General features: G+C 57.1%; 22 protein-coding genes. 9 read left to right on the top strand and 13 right to left on the bottom strand.

Annotated features, from left to right (window positions below):
* Positions 1-111 precede the first annotated feature (111 nt).
* The 7 genes from J2S31_RS02930 to J2S31_RS02900 form a co-directional block, all read right to left on the bottom strand.
* A complete protein-coding gene (locus J2S31_RS02930; RefSeq protein WP_237097563.1) occupies positions 112-870 on the bottom strand; it encodes a hypothetical protein in 759 nt (252 codons plus the stop codon).
* A 149-nt stretch (positions 871-1,019) separates the two neighbouring features.
* Positions 1,020-1,235 carry a pyruvate ferredoxin oxidoreductase gene (locus J2S31_RS02925; protein ID WP_237099885.1) on the bottom strand — a complete coding sequence of 72 codons (216 nt, stop codon included), beginning with the start codon at positions 1,233-1,235 and terminating at the stop codon, positions 1,020-1,022.
* A 114-nt stretch (positions 1,236-1,349) separates the two neighbouring features.
* On the bottom strand, positions 1,350-2,093 hold the full coding sequence (locus J2S31_RS02920; protein WP_237097561.1) for a 2-oxoacid:acceptor oxidoreductase family protein: 744 nt from the start codon (positions 2,091-2,093) through the stop codon (positions 1,350-1,352).
* 33 nt (positions 2,094-2,126) lie between these two features.
* On the bottom strand, positions 2,127-3,029 hold the full coding sequence (locus tag J2S31_RS02915) for a thiamine pyrophosphate-dependent enzyme (protein WP_237097560.1): 903 nt from the start codon (positions 3,027-3,029) through the stop codon (positions 2,127-2,129).
* A 73-nt stretch (positions 3,030-3,102) separates the two neighbouring features.
* Positions 3,103-4,356: a transketolase C-terminal domain-containing protein gene (locus J2S31_RS02910; protein ID WP_237097558.1), complete on the bottom strand. Its 1,254-nt coding sequence runs from the start codon at positions 4,354-4,356 to the stop codon at positions 3,103-3,105.
* A gap of 66 nt (positions 4,357-4,422) precedes the next feature.
* Positions 4,423-5,067, bottom strand: coding sequence for a carbon monoxide dehydrogenase beta subunit family protein (locus J2S31_RS02905; RefSeq protein WP_237097557.1), 645 nt, complete (start codon positions 5,065-5,067; stop codon positions 4,423-4,425).
* Between the two features lie 447 nt (positions 5,068-5,514).
* Positions 5,515-6,015: a ferritin family protein gene (locus tag J2S31_RS02900; protein WP_237097555.1), complete on the bottom strand. Its 501-nt coding sequence runs from the start codon at positions 6,013-6,015 to the stop codon at positions 5,515-5,517.
* 158 nt (positions 6,016-6,173) lie between these two features.
* Here J2S31_RS02900 and rnhA point away from each other — a divergent pair, with 158 nt between their 5' ends.
* Together rnhA and mltA are read left to right on the top strand one after the other, a co-directional pair.
* Positions 6,174-6,614 carry a ribonuclease HI gene (gene rnhA, locus J2S31_RS02895; RefSeq protein ID WP_237097553.1) on the top strand — a complete coding sequence of 147 codons (441 nt, stop codon included), beginning with the start codon at positions 6,174-6,176 and terminating at the stop codon, positions 6,612-6,614.
* 32 nt (positions 6,615-6,646) lie between these two features.
* Positions 6,647-8,179, top strand: a complete 1,533-nt coding sequence (gene mltA, locus J2S31_RS02890; protein WP_237097552.1) for a murein transglycosylase A — start codon at positions 6,647-6,649, stop codon at positions 8,177-8,179.
* Positions 8,180-8,215: 36 nt separating this feature from the next.
* Here mltA and J2S31_RS02885 read toward each other — a convergent pair whose 3' ends face one another.
* On the bottom strand, positions 8,216-9,328 hold the full coding sequence (locus J2S31_RS02885; RefSeq protein ID WP_237097550.1) for a hypothetical protein: 1,113 nt from the start codon (positions 9,326-9,328) through the stop codon (positions 8,216-8,218).
* Between the two features lie 289 nt (positions 9,329-9,617).
* Between J2S31_RS02885 and J2S31_RS02880 the strand changes: the two genes are divergently transcribed.
* Positions 9,618-10,202: a tetratricopeptide repeat protein gene (locus J2S31_RS02880; protein ID WP_237097549.1), complete on the top strand. Its 585-nt coding sequence runs from the start codon at positions 9,618-9,620 to the stop codon at positions 10,200-10,202.
* Positions 10,203-10,335: 133 nt separating this feature from the next.
* On the opposite strand, the gene J2S31_RS02875 is transcribed toward J2S31_RS02880, so the two are convergent.
* From J2S31_RS02875 to J2S31_RS02865, 3 genes are all read right to left on the bottom strand, one after another.
* Positions 10,336-10,884, bottom strand: coding sequence for a phosphoribosyltransferase (locus J2S31_RS02875; protein ID WP_237097548.1), 549 nt, complete (start codon positions 10,882-10,884; stop codon positions 10,336-10,338).
* A 62-nt stretch (positions 10,885-10,946) separates the two neighbouring features.
* Positions 10,947-11,618, bottom strand: coding sequence for a protein-L-isoaspartate(D-aspartate) O-methyltransferase (locus J2S31_RS02870; RefSeq protein WP_237097547.1), 672 nt, complete (start codon positions 11,616-11,618; stop codon positions 10,947-10,949).
* 109 nt (positions 11,619-11,727) lie between these two features.
* Positions 11,728-12,057 carry a hypothetical protein gene (locus J2S31_RS02865; protein ID WP_237097546.1) on the bottom strand — a complete coding sequence of 110 codons (330 nt, stop codon included), beginning with the start codon at positions 12,055-12,057 and terminating at the stop codon, positions 11,728-11,730.
* A 93-nt stretch (positions 12,058-12,150) separates the two neighbouring features.
* Between J2S31_RS02865 and J2S31_RS02860 the strand changes: the two genes are divergently transcribed.
* Positions 12,151-13,011 carry a M28 family peptidase gene (locus tag J2S31_RS02860; protein WP_237097545.1) on the top strand — a complete coding sequence of 287 codons (861 nt, stop codon included), beginning with the start codon at positions 12,151-12,153 and terminating at the stop codon, positions 13,009-13,011.
* A gap of 65 nt (positions 13,012-13,076) precedes the next feature.
* Here J2S31_RS02860 and J2S31_RS02855 read toward each other — a convergent pair whose 3' ends face one another.
* On the bottom strand, positions 13,077-13,430 hold the full coding sequence (locus tag J2S31_RS02855) for a hypothetical protein (protein WP_237097544.1): 354 nt from the start codon (positions 13,428-13,430) through the stop codon (positions 13,077-13,079).
* 80 nt (positions 13,431-13,510) lie between these two features.
* Positions 13,511-14,410, bottom strand: coding sequence for a hypothetical protein (locus tag J2S31_RS02850; RefSeq protein ID WP_237097543.1), 900 nt, complete (start codon positions 14,408-14,410; stop codon positions 13,511-13,513).
* A gap of 198 nt (positions 14,411-14,608) precedes the next feature.
* On the opposite strand from J2S31_RS02850, the gene J2S31_RS02845 reads away from it, so the two are divergent.
* The 5 genes from J2S31_RS02845 (at position 14,609) to J2S31_RS02825 (ending at position 20,412) form a co-directional block, all read left to right on the top strand.
* Positions 14,609-15,478 carry a hypothetical protein gene (locus tag J2S31_RS02845; protein ID WP_237097542.1) on the top strand — a complete coding sequence of 290 codons (870 nt, stop codon included), beginning with the start codon at positions 14,609-14,611 and terminating at the stop codon, positions 15,476-15,478.
* A gap of 93 nt (positions 15,479-15,571) precedes the next feature.
* On the top strand, positions 15,572-16,642 hold the full coding sequence (gene hflK / locus J2S31_RS02840) for an FtsH protease activity modulator HflK (protein WP_237097541.1): 1,071 nt from the start codon (positions 15,572-15,574) through the stop codon (positions 16,640-16,642).
* Positions 16,643-16,679: 37 nt separating this feature from the next.
* Positions 16,680-17,528 carry a protease modulator HflC gene (gene hflC / locus J2S31_RS02835; RefSeq protein WP_237097540.1) on the top strand — a complete coding sequence of 283 codons (849 nt, stop codon included), beginning with the start codon at positions 16,680-16,682 and terminating at the stop codon, positions 17,526-17,528.
* A gap of 47 nt (positions 17,529-17,575) precedes the next feature.
* The gene (gene trkA, locus J2S31_RS02830; protein WP_237097539.1) at positions 17,576-18,940 is read left to right on the top strand and encodes a Trk system potassium transporter TrkA; all 1,365 of its coding nucleotides are present in this window, start codon (positions 17,576-17,578) and stop codon (positions 18,938-18,940) included.
* Entirely contained in the window at positions 18,940-20,412 is a 1,473-nt protein-coding gene (locus tag J2S31_RS02825) for a TrkH family potassium uptake protein (RefSeq protein WP_237097538.1), read from the top strand. The genes trkA and J2S31_RS02825 overlap by 1 nt, the downstream gene beginning before the upstream one ends.
* Positions 20,413-20,431: the final 19 nt, after the last annotated feature.

The raw sequence follows: 20,431 nt of genomic DNA, 5'->3' as shown, positions 1-20,431 counted from the left end.
CGGGTCAGGGGTACCCGGGGTGGTCTGGAAAACTGCCAAACAGGACGGAAACCGCCCTTTCAAAATGTTAGATTGCAGGCGGGCCGCAATCGATTCAAAAAATTTACCCTCTTAGAATCCGCCCGCGATCTTTTTGATGAAGGTCTGGATCTCTTTCTTCAGGGGACCGTCCAGATTTTTCTCTTCCCGCGTCAGCGTGGTGAGAATATTGGTTCCGAACGCCGCTTCCATTCCCGCGGCCATGCTGACGAGGATACGCGTCCCGTATTTCTCCATGAGGGCGTGCTCCTCCGCCGCGCGGAACGCCATTTCCGGTCCCACCAGGATGGCCCAGGTTTTGATGACCGCCACGTCGCGGGCTTCGCGGATTTGCAGGTTTTCCAGACCTTCCATGTAGGTGCCGGGGTCGATCTGGCCGGACTCGAAACTGTCGATCAGCTGCTGCATGGACATGTCCTCAGAGTCGAGCCGGGTGAGGATATGTTCGAACAGGCGGCCTTCCATGTCCTTCAGTTTTTTCAGATTCCAGATGTAATAGAATTCGCCGGGATGAGGCTCTTCCCCGCGGATTTCGCGTCTGATTTTTTTCAGGCATTCGAGGCACCGCTTGCCCGCGTCGTAGCTGAACGGCTGGCCGCAGGGGCAGTTGGAAAGGTAGGTTTGCACGGCGAGCGCCAGCGCTTCTCCCTCGATTTTTAAAACCTCCTTGAGGGCCACGCGCACGAAATCATTTCGTGCGATCTGAATCCCTGTCACGCATGAAGAGCAATGCACCTTGTAGGCGGCTTCGTCTTCCGCAGGTTCAAAGACCGGCTCATACCTGACCTGGCACAAGGTGCACGTGACTTGCTTGGAAACGTTTTCATCCATGGGAACACCTGGGTAACGCCCGGCGAGGGCGGTTGAATACGGTTTGCGGGAGCGCCCGCATCATTCCGGATCGTGTGCGGGGTTCCTGTTTTGAAAAAAAATAACCCATGGCCGGGTACGACCATGGGTTATTTGAACCTGTAAGGAAATTACCCGGCGTAAGCCTGGCCCAATCCAGCGGCTTGCCCTTCTTTGGCATCAAGAAGGATGGCCCCCGTCTTGGAATCCACGGGGTGCATGCTGATGGCATTGTGCGTACTGCACACCACCCGGCAAAGGTCACACCCTTTACAACGATGGGTAAAAACCTCAGCTTTCATTTTTTCCGTGTTGAGTTTGATGCAGTCCGCTTCGGGGCAGTACATGATACAAAGCCTGCACCCTTTTTCCGCGATACATTTATCGTCATGAACATAAGCTACGTTATACACGCTGAATGGCTCCTTCCGGTATCTTGAAAATTATAAATCCAAAAAGCCTTAGGAAGCCGCTGCGGCTGCAACAGCATCGAATTCACCGGGACCGTAAAAGGCAGGCGAGTAACCGGACGTCTTCACCCACTCTGAAGCAATCTCGTAAGACTTTTTAATCGTGTCGTTGTTTTTCTGGAGCAACTGCTCCTTTTTAGCGTACTTCTTTTTAATGGCCTCGTCCAGCGTGGCGGTACCACCGGAGGCGACGTACCGTTTGCCGAAGCGATCCTGCAACGCGGCTTCCAGCGCGGGCAGGTCCACCACCTTCGTGATGCCGGCACAGGCGCCGATCATCGCCATGTTGGTGGAAAGCTCGGTGCCGCCGATTTCCAGTGCCATGTGCGTGGCATCGTGGTTCAAGACTGCAACGTTGAGGTCTTCCAGACGTTTGTGGTCTTCATCGGTCAGCAGGTCCACATTGGTGTTGATGATGATCAGGCCATTCTCCTTGATTCCGGAATAAAACGGAGCCGTGTAGCTCTTCTGCATGGTGATAACCTGGGGATGGAACACCATGATGACTTCCGGAAAAACCAGTTCGCCACGATCGTAGATTTTCATCGGACCGATGCGGACGTAGCTTTCGGCCGGAGCCATCCGCTTTTCCGCGCCGAAGAACGGGTTGGAGATGGAGTATTTACCCATCTTGTTGGCGGCCATGGCCAGCAGGTGAGCGGCGGTAACCGCGCCCTGTCCACCCAAGCCGGAGATCCGGATATTCATCCGTTTCATTACTTGTTCTTCACTCATGACGTCTCCTTATTAGTCTCCTTTTCCACCGGATTACTTCGCGGCGGCTTGGGCCTTGGCGGCTTTCTTTTCTTCTTTTTCCTTGGCGTCCAGTTCCTTCAGATAGGCCTTGACCTCATCCGTCATGAACTCCTTCATCACAAAACGACCGCCAATGGACTCCGCATCCTTCATCTCGTCCAGACCCTCCATGCTCTGCTTGCCGATCTCCAGGATACACGGCGTATAAAGCTGAACGTAGGTCGGACCGAATTCACGGGAAACGTGAATGGCATTGCGGATCGCTTTCTCTACCCGGTTCGGCTTGGAAACCGTCAGGCAGGCGACGTAATGACAACCGGCTTCGAATGCGATTTCCGGCAGGCGGACTTTTTCAAATCCCTTGCCGACCGGAGCCATCTTGGCAACGAAACCTTTCTGCATGAGACCGCTTTCCTGTCCGCCGGTATTGGCGTACAGTTCGTTGTCAAAGCAGATGGTGGTGAATTTTTCCTGACGGAACCAGGACTGCATGGTCATGTCGAGACCAATGTCAACGGTCGCGCCGTCACCCGCCAGAACGATAACGTCCTTGATCCGGTCCGGGTAACGAACCTTGAGAGCGCGTTGCAGGCCGGAGGCCACGGCGTTCTGGTTGCCGAACAGGGAGTGGATGTTGTGCACCGCGATATGCGGGAACACCAGGCTGGTGCAACCGGTGGAACCGACGAACACCGAATCTTCCGGGTTCGGGATGCTGGACAGAATGAACCGGAAAGCGATGGATTCCGGGCAACCCGCGCACAGGGAATGCTCTTCGATCAGTTCCTTGCTGGTCCCGATGTCCTTCCAGCCGCGGTGGCTATTGCCGTATGTGGCGTTCTGCACCATGTCGTGATACTCCTGCGGCATGATGTCAGCCAAGTCTTCACTCAACTGGATTCGTTCTTTACTCATAAATGATTCACCTCATATATATGTAAAAAATGTATTTAAAAATTTTAAAAAGTTCCCTTGAACACGCTACCGGCTAGCTACCCCGGGAGGACAAGGAATTGGTTTTGAGACCGAGATGCTTCATGATCTCTTCAACGATGACCTCGGAAGGCATCGTCATGCCGCCTGCAACGTGCGGACCGGCATAAACCCGTTCGTTGTTCGGGACCGTGGCTTTGATCTCACGCGCCAGCCAACCGACCACGTTGAATTCCGGCACGATGATGTGCTTGGCATTCGCCGTGGCTTCGCGGATCTCTTCGTGCGGGAACGGCCGCAGGGTTTTGATCTTGACCAGGCCCACCTTGATGCCGTGCTCTTCTTCGAGCAGGCGGATGGCCTCGCGGCCCTGCGAAACCGCCGTGCCGGAGGAGACGATCAGGATTTCGCGATCGAGGTTTTCGGTTTCGATCAGCGAACCGCCCATCAGCGCCTTGGTGTGCTTGCGGGACCGTTCCACGGCGGCGTGGATTTCCAACTGCCAGGAAGCGTGGGTCATGTAACTGATGTAATTCGATTTCATAACAAACGGATCGCGCATCATGCGCACCGGCGGCACTTCCATGTCCATGCAGGTGACCGGGGAGCGGTACGGATCGTATTTCGGCAGACACATGTCTTCGGACTGCAACATGACGGTGTCTTTGGTGTGGGTGACGAAGAAGCCGTCACAGCACAGCGCCAGAGGCACATGCACGTCCGGCTGTTCGGCGACCAGGAAGCCGCCCAGAATCCAGTCATACAGGTCCTGCGCCGTCTCGGCGTGCCAGACCAGCATGCCGGTTTCCAGCAGGTAATAGATTTCCAGCGTGTCGGGCTGAATGCTGAGCGGCGAGTTGATGCCGCGGCAGGTCACGCAGACCTGGATGGGCAGACGCGAACCCGCCCACATGGGGAAGTTCTCCATCGCCCGCATGGTGCCCGGACCGGCGGTGGTGGTGAATACCCGCGCCCCGCCAAAGGCGGCGCCGGCGCATTGGCCCATAACCGCGAACTCACTCTCCCCGCGGAAATAATCTCCGAGATAGCCCTCGGCGTACAATTCGCCGATCAGCGCGGCCGCCTCACTCTGAGGGGTGATCGGGTAAGCCACGGAAATATCCAGACTGGACCGTTTGATGGCTTCACGGATAACCTCAGAACCGGTCAGAAAAGACGGGGTGCGCTCCGCCGTAAAGAACATTTCGTTGGGATCGGTGAGAACCTGGCCCTTCTTATTCTTATGACCAAGCTCTACTGTTTCCGACAAAAGAATTCTTTTGCCTTGGCTTTCAACCTTTTTATTCATAAAATCACTCCCTCATTTTTTGAAAAAGAGCGCTTTTTTTTAAAGCGGATTTGCAAAATAATATATTTATAAGGAGCCGTTTTCGATGCGGCCCTTAATACTCGTCCTAAACTGCGTGAAGGGCTCGGCCTGACTTTTCACGCCTTCTTTCTTCAACCTCTCAATGGTATCCGTGAGGTTGTTAATCGTGTCCACGCCGATATCCCGCAACGACAGACACGCATCTTCGTGACCCGCCTGGGCGCAGTAAGCGATGGTGTAACAATCCGTACCCCCGCGAATGATCTTGAGAGCCAGATTCGCCTGATGGCAATGCACGCCAACGAAAATGCAGACATCGATCCGGTTGTGCCAGATCGTCAGGTTCGGATGGTTCGGATTGATCTCGATCTCCGGGTCAATCTTGGGATACTTGGGGCGGTAGTCCGCCATCGGGATCAATCGCATCGGAGCCGCATCAGCCAGCCTGCGAAGCGCCTTGGCTTTTTTCGCGGCCTTCTCATTCCATTTCCACAACACCAGGGGGCCAGGAAAAATCGTCGGCACTTTAGCACCCAATATTTTTCGAGCCGCGTACTCGACGGCTTCGTCTTCATCAACAATTCGGCCCTCAATGTGCGCCTGCCCCGGGTCCGGCAAAACAATGCCTCTGCTTGCCGCGGCGGGAGGCAAAAACGCCTCAGGACCAGGCAACACCTGATACTGTTCCATCCGTGTAATCCTTTTATTTTAAAGGGTTATATAAACTCTATTCTTTCAGGAGTTTCAACTATAAACTACATCGAAAGAGGTTGTCAAACCTTTTCCCTTTTAAATACTTCGGGTTGATTGTATCCCGAATCCGCCTTCTGCCAATAAAAATCTGGAAAAAAACTGGCCCGCAAACAGCAATTTTCCACCTCCCAACAGAGCCAAATGGCGTACTTTTCCGGTTCTGCCAGCGGCCCAACACCCGAAAAGCGGAAAATAAGTGCAAAATCAGAGTTTTATAGCATAAGGAGCGGGGTATCTGGAGGGCTGGAGTGCGATCCATCTGCAAGGATATTTCTTTACAAACCCACTACAAACATCATTCCTGCATCCCACCCTGCATCATTATGGTGGATCAGCGGGAAGGCATGGATCTATTTTTTGCCTTTTCCCCAAGAAGGGTTGGATTCACGGGAGTTCCGCTTTCAGCGCCTGCAACTGCTCCAGGTGCCTCTTCTCTTCCACTACCAGATGCAGGAACACCGTGCGCACGTCGATTTTGGTTACCTGCCGGATCAACCGTTCTAGAATCTCGATCGAGTTCTTCTCGGACTGGATGCCGACCTCCAGCGCCTGGGCATCGGTCCACGCAGGCGCCTGTTCTCTACTGCTTTCGGGAAACACCTTGCCCAGTATCTGCTCGCGAATGAATTGCTGGACTTCGGGCTTTTCCGGTGAACGGCGGGATACGGCAGGTTGCAGGAAGCGCGATTTCTCCTGCAGGACACGGGCGTGATCCTTCTCCTGACCGGCCAGATGTTCCAGCACCTGGCGCACCCTCGGGTCGGTCGCCTGCCGCGCCGTCCGTTCATAATAAGTGATGCCTTCGCGTTCCATGGCCAGGCAGATCTGCACGGCGTCGGAACACTGAAGCGTGGTTTTCAGGTCATCTCCCAGGTCGGTCGTCATGACGCTCTCCCCATGTCATCAAAACACCCTACCTTTTGAGAGCCCTTGCCGGGCAAAAAGTTTTCAATTATTTTCCGCGCTCATCAAAATATGCTATCATTCTCCCGTTTTTGTTTTTAAAATCAATACATTATAGACAGGCGACGGTAAGGGCAGATATGCAGAAATTTTTGATTTATACAGACGGCGCCTGCAAGGGCAATCCCGGTCCCGGCGGCTTCGGCGGGCTCATCTTCCATAATGGGAAAAAGCAGGAATTCAAAGGTGCCAATCCCAGCACCACTAACAACATCATGGAAATGACCGCCGCCATCGAGGCCCTCAAAAAACTCAAGGAACCGAGCGAGGTCGAGCTCTATACGGACTCGGAATACCTGGTCAAGGGCATGACGGAATGGATGTCCAACTGGGTGCGGCGCAACTGGACCACCAGCACCAAAAAGCCGGTGAAAAACAAGGAACTGTGGCAGGAGTTGCGGCGTCTCGACGCCACCCACAAGATCACCTGGAAATGGGTGCGCGGCCACGCGGGCCATCCGGAAAACGAACGTGCCGATCAGTTGGCCAATGAAGCCATCGCCGAGATGGCGCGAAGATGACCGTTTTCAAACATCTGCTTTGAGGAGGGTGGATGCAAAGAGGGGCGATTCCAGAACGGGAGAATACCAGCCGCGGACTGCCGGTGCCGCCGGGCGCGTTTGCGATGTTCTTCTTTTTGTTTTTCAGTTCGTGCGCCACACCCTCTCCTTATATGGAAAGCGATTCCGCGTCGCTGGGCTACCAGACTTCGCCCCACTCCCAGCCGCCGGTGTCTTCTTCCGTTCTGCCGCCCACCAAACCGGATCAGACAACGTACTCGCTCCACCAAATCGAGGAGTCGCAGAAACAATCCGTGGATGCCCTGCCCTATGCAGTTCACTACGAAGCGGACACGCTGGATGAAGCGGAACCGCTGGTGAACACCGAGCCGCTGGTGGACAGCGCGCCCGGCCCGGAAAAAATCCGCGTGTTCACCGACAAAACCTTCGCGCCGCCGCCGAACGTGAAGACCTCAGATTCCGACCAATGGGATGAGAACGACACGGCGGACGCACCGCGCTTTCACGACGACATGAGCCGCGGCACGTTACTGCAGGCCATCGACCGGCAGTTGAACGCCTTCCGCCACGCCAACCTCGATGAACGCCTGCGGCTGGGATCGCGCACGGTGACGAAACGCGACCTCAAAGAAACGCTCACCGCGTTCCGCCGCCTGCTGGTCAGCGGGCTGTCGCCGGAAGAGTTCAGCCGCGCGGTGGAAGAACAATTCGAGATCATCGAAGCGGGCAAGGGAAATCGCGGCCAGAAGCGCATGCAGTTCACCGGGTACTACACGCCGATCCTCGACGCCAGCCGCCACCCGGCGCACGGATACTCCTACCCGCTTTACCGCAAACCCACACACGTGCCCACCCGGCGCGTCACCTGGAGCGAACCGGAAAACAACCGCGACTACGGCTACCATCTGAGCAGTCTCACCCGCAACCTTCTGCTCACGCGCAAGGAAATCGACGGCAACTTCGTCCTGCAGGACCGCAACCTGGAGGTCGCGTGGTTGAAGGACGAACTCGACCGCTACTTCCTGCACATCCAGGGATCGGGTTACCTCCGGTTCACCGATGGCTCGGTGCAGGCGGTGCGCTTCAACGGCTCCAACGAGCTTCCATACAAGAGCGTCGGCCGGCAGATGATCCGGGACGGCGTCATCACCGAAGGCGAAGGAAGCATGCAGGGCATCAAGGCTTACTTCCGGCGCAACCCGCACCACATTCCGCGCTACCTGTTCCAGAACAGCCGTTACATTTTCTTTGAACTGGCGGACCAGGGCCCGACGGGATCGGCGGGGGTCGAGCTGGTGCCGGGGCGCGCGCTGGCCACGGACAAGAGCCTGTATCCCGGCGGCGGGCTGGCATTCATCTCCGCCACCAAACCGGTGCTCGATGAAAACCACCGCATCGTCGGCTGGCAGGCGTTCTCCCGCTTCGTGCTGGATCAGGATACGGGAAGCGCCATCAAAGGGCCCGGCCGCGCCGACCTGTACTTCGGTGTGGGAGAGGCCGCAGGCGTGGCCGCCGGACACTACAACCAGCACGGCAAAATCGTGTACCTGCTTCGCAAAAAATAATCGGGAAATAAAAACGGATTCTGCGGCGAAACGCCGTCAGTTGGTGGGCAGGGTCTCGTTGTACACCTTCACGTCGGGGTCCTTGCAAAACACCTCACCGAACTGGCCGCCGAAGCCTTCATCGTCGGTGCCGACGCTCAGCAGACAATCGGGGGAAATGGGATCGCCCAGCGCCTCGATCTTGATGCCGCCGATCTTCACCTGAAAGACGGGATCGGGATTCCAGTCCACGGGCAGGATGTGGCCCGGCGACGCATACCCCGCCATGTACACCACCGAGGCGAACGGACCGAAATCGCCGTCCCCTCCCTCATACGAAGAGGCGATCCACATGCGGCCCAGTTTGTCGATGTACAGGTCGGAGATGTGACGCACGTTTTTTTCGCCCAGCGTCTCCCACACCGGAGCGCGGATGCCGTACTCCAGCACCTTGAAGCGGTCGCCGCGCAGGAAGCGGTGCTTTTTCAGATCGAGCGTGTTCCAGAACAGGCGGCTCCGGAGCTTGCCCTCACCCCGGTCGCCCAGCACCACCTCGACATTGTTGCGCGCCCCCTGAATGCAGGCCATGCCCTCGAAATTGTAAGGCGACTCGTCGTGCCTCGGCTTCGGCAGGGCCACGGAACCCAGCAGTTTCGCTTTCCACGTCTTGCCGTGCTGTTTCAGGCGGATGTGAAAAATACGCCCGTATCGGCCCTGGTAATAGGAACTCTCCAGCAAAAGAAACTCGTTCCGGACCAGCGGCAGCCGGCACACCGCTTCCAGATCGTTCGACAGGCCGCCGAGTTTCTCCCAGTCCCGATCACGCAGGCGGAGTTCCCGGTACGTGGAGACGCGCAGGATGGGATCGATGGACAGCACCCCGAGGCGCGGGCGGAAATGTTCTTCGTTGGTGTCCTTGGAATCGTGAATGAGGAAGAAGTCACCGTTCTCCAGCCGCGCCATGCCGGAGATGTCGATCTGCTCAACATCCAGCCACTTCTTGAAAAACTTGTTGGCGCCGCCCAGCTCCAGCCCGACCTTGATGGCCGTCGGTTCCGGCTCTTCCGGCTCGGTGTTATAAGGAATCTGAAACAGCTTGCCGCCGCAGGCGCTCAACAAAAGCGTGGCGGAAAGCACGAACCCAAGGCGCAATGTGTATCGGAGATCCATACCTCCAATGTAAGGAGTGATGCAATATTTGTCTAGCGCGGTGTGGGCTCAATCGCCGCAACGCAACACAACAAGGCGTTTGTCAACGAAGTCCAATGGCTCCGCCGGCACGCCTTTTCGTTCTTTACCGGGACCTTCCACACGGGAAATTACAGGAAACTTCCAATCCCAAAAGCCGCTAAAATGGTGGACGATGCAACGCGTCTGCGGGCAGGCGATGCCCGCCCGGCGTTGTCCTCAAAAAAGCGTTCTCAAATCTCCACGTACTTTTCTAACAGGAAGAAGCCTCATGCCTCACCGCGACACTGCAACGACTTTCACCACCCTCATGCTGACGGCCTTCATTGCCTTCGGTGCCTTTTCCGCCTGCACCAGCCAGCGGGTGCAATCCGGCTGGCACCACAAAGGCGAGGCGGCGTATCAAAAATCCAATTTCAAGGAAGCGTTCGAGTGGTACCGCAAGGCGGCGGAGGCGGGTCATATCGAGGCGCAGACGCAGTTGGGCGTCATGTACGCCGCCGGGCAGGGTGTGCGGCAGGACTACAATGCGGCGTTGCAATGGACGCGGAAGGCCGCCGAGCAGGGACACGTCCGCGCGCAGACCAATCTCGGCATCCTGTACATGACGGGCTTCGGCATCCCGCGGGATTTTGAGGAGTCGGTGAAGTGGTTGACGAGGGGCGCCGAGCAGGGCGACCCCAAGGCGCAGGCTCAGCTGGGCCTGATGCGCGAGACCGGCATCGGGATAAAGCGCGATCCCGTACGCGCGCTGTACTGGTATCGTAAAGCCGCCACCAGCACGGAAGAACCCTACGCCACCCTCGCCAAAAACGGTTTGGAACGGTTGGAAGGCAGGGATGCCTTGAGCGATTGAACGATTGCGCCGGGCCACGGCCCGGGACGAGGAAACTTAAAAAAACTCTCTCACAACTTTAGAAAACGAAGAGAGTGAAAATTCCCACTACGATCTTCCTTAATCCAACCCAAACTTCCAGATTTCCCCGCCCTCAATCCTCGCTGTACAGCGCGACGAGGCGCTTGTCGACGAAGTCGAAGCGTTCGGTGCGGACCCATTTCTGTTCCTTGTCGGGACTGCCGCTGACGGCGGAGAAGTCCAGGTTCGCCGGGTTGCGCTTGATCATGCACGCATAAGTGATGGTCTCCGGCGTCTCCTCGATGTCCAGGTAATCCACGGTGCGCATGAACTGACTGCCGGTGGTCACGACGTCGTCCACGATCAGCCAGTGCGTGTCGGCGGGGTACTTGGGCACGCCCAACTGCTCCAGCTCGATCCTCCGGTGCGGCATGATGTAGAACCTGAGGTTCATCATCTTCGCCAGGGTGTAACCGATGCGGATGCCCTCGGTCTCGATGCCCACCACCACTTCGAACTTGCCGTGCTCCTTCTGCCACGCTTCCAGCTTGCGGGCGAGCATGGCGCAGTAGGCTTCGTTCATGGTGTCGGAGAGGGAGGCGTAGTCGTAGTTGTAATGGGATTTGATACCGGGGCCGAACTCGAATTGGCCCTCCTTCTTGATTCGCGAGAACACGGTCATCACCTCGAGCTAAATTTCATCCGGTTAGTGGATCGTGACGGCGGACAGACCCGGCGGCGGGGTCACTCCTCTTCGGGCCAGCCGTACTTGCCGACCAGCGGCACGAACAGACAGTGGCTGAGTACGGTCTTCTGCACCGCGCCGTTTTTCACGGTCACGCGGACCAACTCCTGCCGTTCCGAGTCGCCGATGGGCAGCACCATGCGGCCGCCGTCTTTCAATTGTTCGACCAGCGTTTTGGGCACGTCCGGCGCCGCCGCTGTTACCAGAATAGCATCATACGGACCCTGATCACGCCATCCATACGTGCCGTCGAAGATCTTGTAGTTGATATTAGTATAGCCCAAACGGTCCAGCAATTCCTTGGCGCGGCGGCCGAGCGACTTGATGCGCTCGACGGTGAACACCTGCGCCGCCAGTTCCGCCAGCAGGGCCGTCTGGTAACCGGAGCCGGTGCCGATTTCCAGCACGCGCTCCTCGCCCTTGAGCGCCAGGGCTTCGGTCATGGCGGCGACGATGTACGGTTGCGAGATGGTCTGGTTGTCGCCGATGGGAAGCGGATGATCGCCGTAGGCCTTGTGCTGGAACGAAGGTTCGACAAACAGGTGGCGAGGCAGGCGGCTCATCGCTTCCAGCACCGCAAGATCGCGGATGCCGCGGTCGATCAACTGTTCTTCGACCATTTTCTGGCGCTGGCCGGAATACTCGTGGGACGATGGGGTGGTCAGGTTCATTCAATTGGAAGTTGCGCGCAGGGGATGTGCCCTGAGCATAAGGATGATACGGTGCCGGGCTCGGCAAAAAGTCAGCACGCAAAACGCCGTGAACGGGTGGCCTGCGCGATCAATGAATGGGAATGGACCGGTCCCTCCCGAACCGCTCGAACGCAAGCTGAAACGGGGGTTTGACCCCGGGTGCGGGAGACTGTATGGTGTCCATCCTGCGGGGATCCTGGTAAAAAATCAGGTCCCACTGGTCCTGGTACCGGTCGTATTTTAAAAGGTAGATGTTGTCGTCGTCGGCTTTCACTTTAAAATAGTCGCAGTCGTCCCCCAGCCAGGCGTCGATGACTTCGCGCACCTGGAACGATCGCCGGTAATCGCGGTCGGCGAGGGTGAACGCCACAGGACGTTCGTTGACCTTATAGCCGGAGTAGCATTCTACCTTGATCATGCCGATTATGGTATGACTTGCACTGTCAAATGTAAACCACTTTTTTGGCCCTCAAACCCTCTAAAAACCGCATATTAACGGGAGAAACGGACCATGCCCCCGGCCGAAACCGGCTCGCTTGAAAAGCACCTGAAAGCCCTTGTGGGCGAACGAAACCCCTATTCCTCACCGGAGGCTCTGGAGGCGGCGGGGGCGTATGTGGAATCGCATTTTTCCGCCTGCGGGCTGGAGGTGTGGCGCGACCCGGTGCCCTTCGAGGGCAGGGACTACTTCAACGTCTTCGGCCGCCTGCAGGGCGCGCACCCGGAAAAGGGCCTGCTGATCGTCGGCGCGCATTTCGACACGGTGGAAGGCACGCCGGGCGCGGACGACAACGCCAGCGCCGTGGCGGCGCTGTTGGAAATCGTCTCCTGCCTGAAAGACGCCACGCCGCCCCTGTCCATCCTGTTCGCGGGATTCACGCTGGAGGAGTATGCCTTCGTCGGTAGCGAGTGCCTGTGCAAACGGCTCATGCATGAGGATGTGCCGGTGGCCGGGATGGTCTCGCTCGAAATGCTGGGGTTCGTGAATCGCACTCCGCATTCGCAGAACTATCCGCATTACGTGGATCCGGCGAAGTACCCGGACCGGGGCGACTTCATCGCCGTCGTCGGCAACGAGGTGTCGCAGGCGATGACCGTGTCGCTGGCGGGATCGATGAAGCAGGCGGTGCCGGGGCTGGGGGTGGAATTCCTCGTGGTGCCGGGAAACGGCGCGGCCTTCCCCGAAGTGCAGTTGAGCGATCATTCCCCCTTCTGGCAGGGCGGTTACAAGGCGGTGATGGTGACCGACACCGCGTTCTTCCGCAACCCGCATTACCACCTGCCGACGGACACGCTGGCGACGCTCGATCTCGCTTTTCTGCGCGATGTCACGGAGGGCGTGGCGGGCTACCTGATGTCACCCCAATTATAAAAACGGGAGCCCGCCTGGACTCCCGTCTCATTCCATAAAACCATTCCGGAAAGGGGTGTGGCCCCTCATTTCTTGCCGGAAGATTCGCCGTCGGTCAGATTGTCGAACGTTTCCTCCAGCCGCTCGGCGTTTTTCTTGAACACCTTCTGCGCGTTCTTGGAGGATTCCTCAATGCTCTTTTCGATGTTCTTGATCGATTTCTTCAGCCCGTTTTCCTTGTTCTTTTCGATCAGGTTGTCTTTGGTTTTGTGAAACTGCTTTTTAGCGCGCTCGACGTTCTCCTCCCAGTTGAGCGAATCGAGCACCTTTTCCTTCGCCTGCTCCAGCTTGCCCGGCTCTTCCTTTTTGTCTTCACCGCCACCGGCGTGGAGCGGGGCCGCAACCCAAAACAGGGCCACAAACACCAGAATGAATTTCATATGAACGCGTGTCATGGGAGGGAACCGGGTGATGGGCCGGGATGGGGAAACAGGCAGACGGGACGACGCGCCCGTTGCGGTTATTCAGGAGCCGCTTTGCCTTCCACCTTTTTCTCGTCGTCTGTGCCGACCAGTTTTTTGAATGCTTCTTTCAGCGGATTGTTGGACTTGTGGCCTTCTGCCTTTTCTTCTTCTTTCACTTCGGCGGTGGTTTCATCCTTGGGAGCGTCACCGGTTTTGGGTTTCGTTTCCACCTTGGCCTGCTGCGGCTGGTCTTCCTCTTCTTTCTTTTGATCGTCGCCCTTCACCGTCTCGACAATTTTATCGATGGTGTTGGAAATGAATTTCTGAGCGCTGGCCTTGGTCTTGTCTTCGGAGGATTCCACCTTGGCTTCCGCCTCGGCTTTCTTTTGTTCGGCGGCCTCTTTCAACGTGGCGGTTTCTTCCTTGGCCGCGTCGGTTTTCTCCTTGTCCTCGATCAGCGTTTTGAGAGCCTTTTTGATGATGCCTTCCTTGGGTTTTTCCTCATCCGCATCCGCGGGTTCGCCTTCCGGTTTGGTTTCCGCCTGCTTGGTCTCCGGAGTTTTATCGGTTTCCGCCTTGTCCGTTTCCTTGGAGGCATCCTCCTTGCCGACAAGCTTCTTGAAGGTTTCCTTCAGGATGTTGGTGGATTCTTTTTTCTCGGGTTCACCCGTCTCCGGCTCGGTTTTGGTTTCCGCTTTTTTGTTGTGATGAGGCGTTTTTCCCGGCGCGTTTTCTTCCCCGTCTTCCTTGTGCTCGTCCGTACCCACCAGTTTTTTGAACGCTTCTTTCAGGACGTTGGTGTTGGCAGGGGTTTTCTCCGTTTCACCAGACTGCACTTCCGGCTCGGTGACCTTGCCGCTGGACGCACTCTCGGCAAATGCGGGACCGCTGTGCAGGAAGGCCGCCACCAGAGCGGCCACCGTCAATGTTTTGAACCAGGTTTTCAAGAATGCCACGTCCCCCCCTCCCAAAAACAGGTAAAACCCTTGTTATGCAACACTCTCTTTAATTGTAAACGCAATTCATTTCATTGTAGAAGTAAAATCACACATTTTTACCATCCGGCATCGGGGGGCTCCGGCGGCAACCCGATAAATCTTGAAATCAAAATCCTTTTTGGTCACAATGGGGCCATCAAAAATGAGTGAGATGCCATGTTAGCGTTCGCGAAAGACATCACCAAAACGGACCCGGGTCACCCGGAAGAAGCCAACAACTCCAAGTTGAAGGAGTACATGGACTACCAGCGCTCGCTCAATCACGAGCGGCTGATTTTCCACGCTCTGGACCAGGCCAAATCCGGCCTGCAACAGATCATTCAGGAAGGATGGGGAGAGACCTCCAAATCCGAAGAATATCTTAAGAAAAACTTTCCCGTCTCTCACCGTTATGCCGACCAGGAAACGCTCATGATCATGCTGCGCAAACTGGTGAACGCGCACAACAGCACCAACAACTGGTACCAGATGAACCCGTTTTATTGCGGGGTGGTGTATGACGCGCTGGAACGTTTCCTCGTGAAGTACAACCGGTTGGCCGTGGAAGAACCGGAAAAGGCGGAACAGTACGGCATCGCCGAAGGCGGCCGGAAAGTCGATTTCGACGACTGGGTCCGCCTGTATTTTCTCGATCTCGACTTCATGATCGGGCAGAAGATGAATTACGTCCACTTCGCCAACCGCCGCCGCAACCGGGCGATTGAAGCCTTCATCGAAAAACAGGTGGCCTCCGGAAAGACCAGACTGGACGCGGCCAAAGAAGCCGGCGACGAGTTCAACATGGACGAAGCCTCGATCCGCATTCTTCTCGGTTACGAGATCAATCATCAGGACCTGGAGTTGTTTTATACCTCCGCTGAAAACCCCATTTACGAATACCTCTACGATCCCAATGCGGAAGAAGGGTTCATGGACGGGGAAACCCTCATCGACTATTCCTATTTCCTCGGGCACCAGCTCATGGGTTTGAGTGAGTCCGAGGCGGAAAAAGTTCTCGAAGACATTGAAAAACTTTCAAAACACTGATCGCTGGGCTACACTGAAGCCAGTTCGGTAATCGTTCAATACCGGGGTCGTGCGCGGCGCCCGTTACCCAAGTGAATTATGTCGAATCACAACATGTCATGGGATGACCTTCACGACCAGGGCCCGCCGCAGGAACGCCAGCGGCAACGCTCCTCGGGCGGCGGCGAGGGTGGTCCCGGCGGTCCGGGACCGCAAATGCAGATGCCCCAGTTCAAAATGCCGCCGTTCAAGCCCGGCACCGTGCTGGCGGCCATTCTCGTTTTGCTGGCTTTGTGGATTCTGCCCAGCGTTTTCTATTTCGTGGAACAGGATGAGGAAGGCGTGGTCACCCGCTTCGGCCGGTACGACCGCACCACCCTGCCCGGCCCGCACTTCAAATTTCCGTCGCCCATTGAGCACGTATACACCCCGAAAGTACGGCAGGTGCGCCGCACCGAGATCGGTTTCCGCCTCAATAATGCGGGGCAGGTGCGCGACTTTCCGCCTGAATCGCTGATGGTGACCGGCGACCAGAACATCATCGACATCGACCTGGTCGTTCAATACAACATTTCGGACTCCAAGAACTTCCTGTTCGTGGTGCGCGATCAGGGGCAGGTGGTGCGCGACGCGGCGGAGACCGTCATCCGCGGCATCATCGGCAACAAGATGATCGACGAGGCGCTGACCGTCGGCAAGGCGGAGATCCAGATTCTGGTCAAGGAGCAGATGCAGGCCTTGCTCGATGGATATCAAGCGGGCATCCACATCATCAACGTGCAGTTGCAGGACGTCAGTCCGCCGAAGCAGGTGGAAAGCGCATTCAAGGACGTCGTCAGCGCCCGTGAGGACAAGGAACGCATGATCAACGAAGCGCAGGGATACCGCAACGCGGTCATCCCGGAAGCGCGCGGCCAGGCGGCGCAGATCGTCCGCAACGCCGAGGCCTACCGCGAACAGGTCGTCAAGAAATCCCGCGGTGACGCCTCCCGGTTCCTGTCCCAGTTTGAAGAATACAAAAAAGCGCCGGAAATCACCCGGCGGCGCATTTACCTGGAAACCATGGAAGAAATCTTCCCCAACATGAACAAGTTCGTCATTGGTGGGAAACCCGGCAGTGTTCTGCCGATCCTTCCGCTCGGCAAAAACTTTCAGGAAACCATGAACATGAACGGCCGGAAATGATTCCCGAGCCGTTCACCGAAACCGGAATCGATCGATTATGAAACAGGTCAGTGTCATTGGGCTCGTTGTCCTGCTCATCGTGCTCTACAACTCCATGTTCACCGTCAAGATGACGGAGAACGCCGTGGTGCTTCAGCTCCAGGAATACAAAAAGACCATCACCGAGCCCGGGCTGTATTTCAAAATTCCCGTCATCCAGTCAGTGAAGTATTTTTCCAAGCAACTGCTGGTCAACGACGATGAAGCCTACGAAGTCATCACCAAGGACAAGAAAACCCTGTTGATCGACAACTATTCCATGTGGCGCATCATTGATCCGCTGAAGTTCCTGCAATCGGTGCGCACGGAACAGGGCGGCGCTTCGCGGCTGGACGACCTCATCAAGTCCGAACTGCGGGTCGAACTGGGTACGCACGATCTGGTGGACGCCATCGTCAACACCCGCGAGCAGATCATGAAGAAGGTCACGCATGAAGTGGACAAGAAAGCCGCGGACTACGGCATCCAGGTGACCGACGTGCGCATCAAACGCGCCGACCTGCCGCCGGAAATCGCCAACTCCATCTTCAACCGCATGCGCACCGAGCGCGAGCGCATCGCCAAGGAATACCGGTCGGAAGGCAAGGAGGAAGCCACCAAGATCCGCGCCGAAACCGACAAGGAAAAAACCATCCTGATGGCGGAAGCTTATGAGAAGGAACAGAAAATCCGGGGTGAAGGCGAAAAGGAATCGATCCGCATTTACGCCGAGGCGTACAGCAAGGACCCGGATTTTTACGCGTTCATGCGCTCCATGGAAGCTTACAAAAATTCCCTGAAAACGGACACCACGGTATTGATGGACGAGAAGTCCGATTTTCTGGAATACCTCAACAAGATCCGTTAGTCGGACGGGCGGTATTTTGGCCCGGCCCGCTTGAACGACCACCGTCCATGAAAATTCTGATCGTTGGCGCCGGCATCGTTGGTTTCAACCTCGCCCAGGAGTTGTCCCACGAGGGACACGACATCTCCATCATCGACGAAAACGCCGAGCGCATCAAAACCATCTCCGAGAAGCTCGACGTCCTCGCCGTCCACGGCAACGGCTGTATCCCCAGCACCCTGTTGAAAGCGCAGATCCGCGGCGCGGACATGGTGATCTCCGTCACCGACAAGGATGAGATCAACCTCATGGTGTGCTTCCTCGGGCAGAAGTTTGGCATCCCCAAACGCTTCGCCCGCCTGCGCAACGTGGAGCTCACCGGCGCGAGCAAGGTATTCAGCCCGCAGGAGCTGTTCGTCGATTACGCCATCAACCCCGGCGAGATCGTGGTCGATTCCCTGCTCAAGATCATCAAAACGCCGAGCTCCATCAACGTCGCCGAATTCGCCGGCGGCCACATTCTGCTCCGCGGATTCGAAGTGTCGGAAGAAGCGCCCCTCGTCGGCAAAACCATCAAGGAAATCCGCAGTGTGTCGGAGATGAACTCGTTCATGGTCGTGGCGCTGGTGCGCGACGGCCACCTGCGCGTGCCCAAGTTCGAAGACACCATCCAGCCGAAAGACAAGGCGTACATCGTGATCGACAACGAGTTCCTGCCGCTGGCGCTCCCCATGTTCAACAAGAAGGTGGATGAAATCCACAAGGTCATCATGTTCGGCGCCAACCCCATCTCCATCAATCTGGCACAGGAGCTGCACAAGTTCATTCAGGACGTGTCGATCATCGAACCCAACCACGACCAGGCCACCACCGCCGCCGAGTCACTGGAAAACACCGTCATCCTGCACGGCAACGGCACCGACCCGGACCTGTTCAACGACATCAACATGAAAGACGCGGACCTGTTCCTGGCGCTGTCGGACAACGACGAGATGAACATCCTTTCCGCCCTCCTGGCAAAAAAGCACGGAGCGAAGCGTGCCGCCGTCCTCACCAGCGACCCCGATTATCTGCCGATTCTCGATTCCATCGGCATGGACATCAGCATCAACCCGCGCCTCATCACCGTCTCCGCCATTCTCAAGCACCTGCGCAAGGGCGAGGTGCTGAACGTGCACAAGCTGGCGGAAGGTGAAGCGGAAGTGCTGGAGATCGTGGTGCATCCCAAATCCAGCGCCGTCGGCAAACGCATCAACCAGCTCCGCATGCCGACGGAGGCCATCATCGGCGCCATCGTCCGCAAGGGAGAAATGATCGTCCCTGCGGGTGCGACGGAGCTCGAAGCGGAAGATACAGTGATCCTCACCACCCTGCCGCACTGTCTGGAAAAGGTGGGAAAAATCTTCAGTCAGAAAACAGGTTTGTTTTCCTGATGAATCTTCAGGCCATCTTCAATGTCGTCGGTGTCCTCCTCATCCTGCTGGGCGCCATCCTGATCGTTCCCCTGCTGGTTTCTCTCTATTATATGGAGCCGGGAATGGGCGGCGGCATGCCGCCACATACCGCGTTTCTGATCGCCTCGGTCCTGTCCTTCGTCGGCGGCTACATATTGTGGAGGCACTTGCCTTCCGGCATCGAAAAACTGCGCGAGCGCGAGGGCTTCGCCATTGTCGGCGTCTCGTGGGTGTCGCTCACTCTCGTGTCGTGCCTGCCCTTTTACCTGACGGGCGTGTGCCCGCGGTTCGTGGATGCGTTTTTCGAGACCATGAGCGGCTTCACCACCACTGGAGCGTCGATACTGACCAACATCGACGCCCTGCCACACGGCATCCTGTTCTGGCGAAACCTGATGCAGTGGATGGGCGGCATGGGTATCATCATGCTGTCGCTCGCCATCTTCCCGGCCCTTGGCATCGGCAGTTTCCAACTGTTCAAGGCGGAAATTCCAGGCGGCGCCACGGTGGAACGCATGCAACCGCGCCTGGCCGAAACCGCGAAACTGCTGTGGACCACCTACCTCGTGCTGACGGTTGTGGAAATCGCGCTTCTGGTCGGCGGCGGCATGGGCTGGTTCGATGCCGTGTGCCACACGTTTTCGACCGTGGCGACCGGGGGGTTCTCGCCGCACCAGGCCAGTGTCGGCCATTTTGACAACCTGTATTTTGAAACCGTCATCGTCACCTTCATGTTTCTGGGAGGCGTCAACTTCGCCCTGCACTACCACATGGTGCACCGCAACTGGGACGTGGTGGCCACCAACCCGGAACTCCGCTTCTACACCACCGTCGTTCTATTGAGCGTGGCCGCGGCCACCGTAGGGCTGTGGGCGCAGACGCCCGAAAACGGGGTGGGCCATGCCCTGCGCCGCGCCGCCTTCAACGTAGTCTCCATCAACACCACCACCGGCTACGCCACCGACGACTTCACCCAGTGGCCGGATTATTTGCAGGTGCTGTTGGTGGGACTCATGATGATGGGCGCCTGCTCCGGGTCCACCAGCGGCTCGTTCAAGGCCATACGCGTCCTCATTATTCTCAAAGTGATTTACCGGGAACTGCAAAAACTCGTGCATCCGCGCGCCGTCATCAGCATCAAGGTCGGGCAGAGGGCGCTGGACAGCGACCAGGTCACCAACGTGCTGTCCCTGGGGGGGCTGTTTTTCGGATTGTCCGGGCTGAGCTATCTTCTACTGTCGATCATGGGGGTGGACACCGCCTCCGGCCTGACCGGCACCATTGCCTGCCTGTTCAATATCGGCCCCGGACTGGGCACCGTCGGCCCGGCGGGCGATTATGCCTCCATTCCCGACGCCGGAAAGTGGATTTTGAGCCTGATGATGCTCATGGGCCGCCTGGAAATTTATGGCATCCTGCTTCTTTTCATGCCCATGACCTGGAAAAAATGATTTCGAGAAAGGCACCGCG

It is taken from the genome of Nitrospina gracilis Nb-211 (assembly GCF_021845525.1).
In the GTDB taxonomy this organism is placed as follows: Bacteria; Nitrospinota; Nitrospinia; order Nitrospinales; family Nitrospinaceae; genus Nitrospina; species Nitrospina gracilis_A.
This window is presented reverse-complemented; position numbering and strand designations above follow the sequence as displayed.

Bases quoted from the DNA above. Each gene is read 5' to 3' on its own strand.
- J2S31_RS02860 (WP_237097545.1), top strand. From the start codon at position 12,151: ATGCCCCCGGCCGAAACCGGCTCGCTTGAAAAGCACCTGAAAGCCCTT.
- J2S31_RS02930 (WP_237097563.1), bottom strand. From the start codon at position 870: ATGGATGAAAACGTTTCCAAGCAAGTCACGTGCACCTTGTGCCAGGTC.
- J2S31_RS02880 (WP_237097549.1), top strand. From the start codon at position 9,618: ATGCCTCACCGCGACACTGCAACGACTTTCACCACCCTCATGCTGACG.
- rnhA (WP_237097553.1), top strand. From the start codon at position 6,174: ATGCAGAAATTTTTGATTTATACAGACGGCGCCTGCAAGGGCAATCCC.
- J2S31_RS02845 (WP_237097542.1), top strand. From the start codon at position 14,609: ATGTTAGCGTTCGCGAAAGACATCACCAAAACGGACCCGGGTCACCCG.
- trkA (WP_237097539.1), top strand. From the start codon at position 17,576: ATGAAAATTCTGATCGTTGGCGCCGGCATCGTTGGTTTCAACCTCGCC.
- J2S31_RS02855 (WP_237097544.1), bottom strand. From the start codon at position 13,430: ATGAAATTCATTCTGGTGTTTGTGGCCCTGTTTTGGGTTGCGGCCCCG.
- hflC (WP_237097540.1), top strand. From the start codon at position 16,680: ATGAAACAGGTCAGTGTCATTGGGCTCGTTGTCCTGCTCATCGTGCTC.
- J2S31_RS02825 (WP_237097538.1), top strand. From the start codon at position 18,940: ATGAATCTTCAGGCCATCTTCAATGTCGTCGGTGTCCTCCTCATCCTG.
- J2S31_RS02910 (WP_237097558.1), bottom strand. From the start codon at position 4,356: ATGAATAAAAAGGTTGAAAGCCAAGGCAAAAGAATTCTTTTGTCGGAA.
- hflK (WP_237097541.1), top strand. From the start codon at position 15,572: ATGTCATGGGATGACCTTCACGACCAGGGCCCGCCGCAGGAACGCCAG.
- J2S31_RS02865 (WP_237097546.1), bottom strand. From the start codon at position 12,057: ATGATCAAGGTAGAATGCTACTCCGGCTATAAGGTCAACGAACGTCCT.
- J2S31_RS02920 (WP_237097561.1), bottom strand. From the start codon at position 2,093: ATGAGTGAAGAACAAGTAATGAAACGGATGAATATCCGGATCTCCGGC.
- J2S31_RS02915 (WP_237097560.1), bottom strand. From the start codon at position 3,029: ATGAGTAAAGAACGAATCCAGTTGAGTGAAGACTTGGCTGACATCATG.
- J2S31_RS02905 (WP_237097557.1), bottom strand. From the start codon at position 5,067: ATGGAACAGTATCAGGTGTTGCCTGGTCCTGAGGCGTTTTTGCCTCCC.
- J2S31_RS02885 (WP_237097550.1), bottom strand. From the start codon at position 9,328: ATGGATCTCCGATACACATTGCGCCTTGGGTTCGTGCTTTCCGCCACG.
- J2S31_RS02925 (WP_237099885.1), bottom strand. From the start codon at position 1,235: ATGTACTGCCCCGAAGCGGACTGCATCAAACTCAACACGGAAAAAATG.
- J2S31_RS02875 (WP_237097548.1), bottom strand. From the start codon at position 10,884: ATGACCGTGTTCTCGCGAATCAAGAAGGAGGGCCAATTCGAGTTCGGC.
- mltA (WP_237097552.1), top strand. From the start codon at position 6,647: ATGCAAAGAGGGGCGATTCCAGAACGGGAGAATACCAGCCGCGGACTG.
- J2S31_RS02870 (WP_237097547.1), bottom strand. From the start codon at position 11,618: ATGAACCTGACCACCCCATCGTCCCACGAGTATTCCGGCCAGCGCCAG.
- J2S31_RS02900 (WP_237097555.1), bottom strand. From the start codon at position 6,015: ATGACGACCGACCTGGGAGATGACCTGAAAACCACGCTTCAGTGTTCC.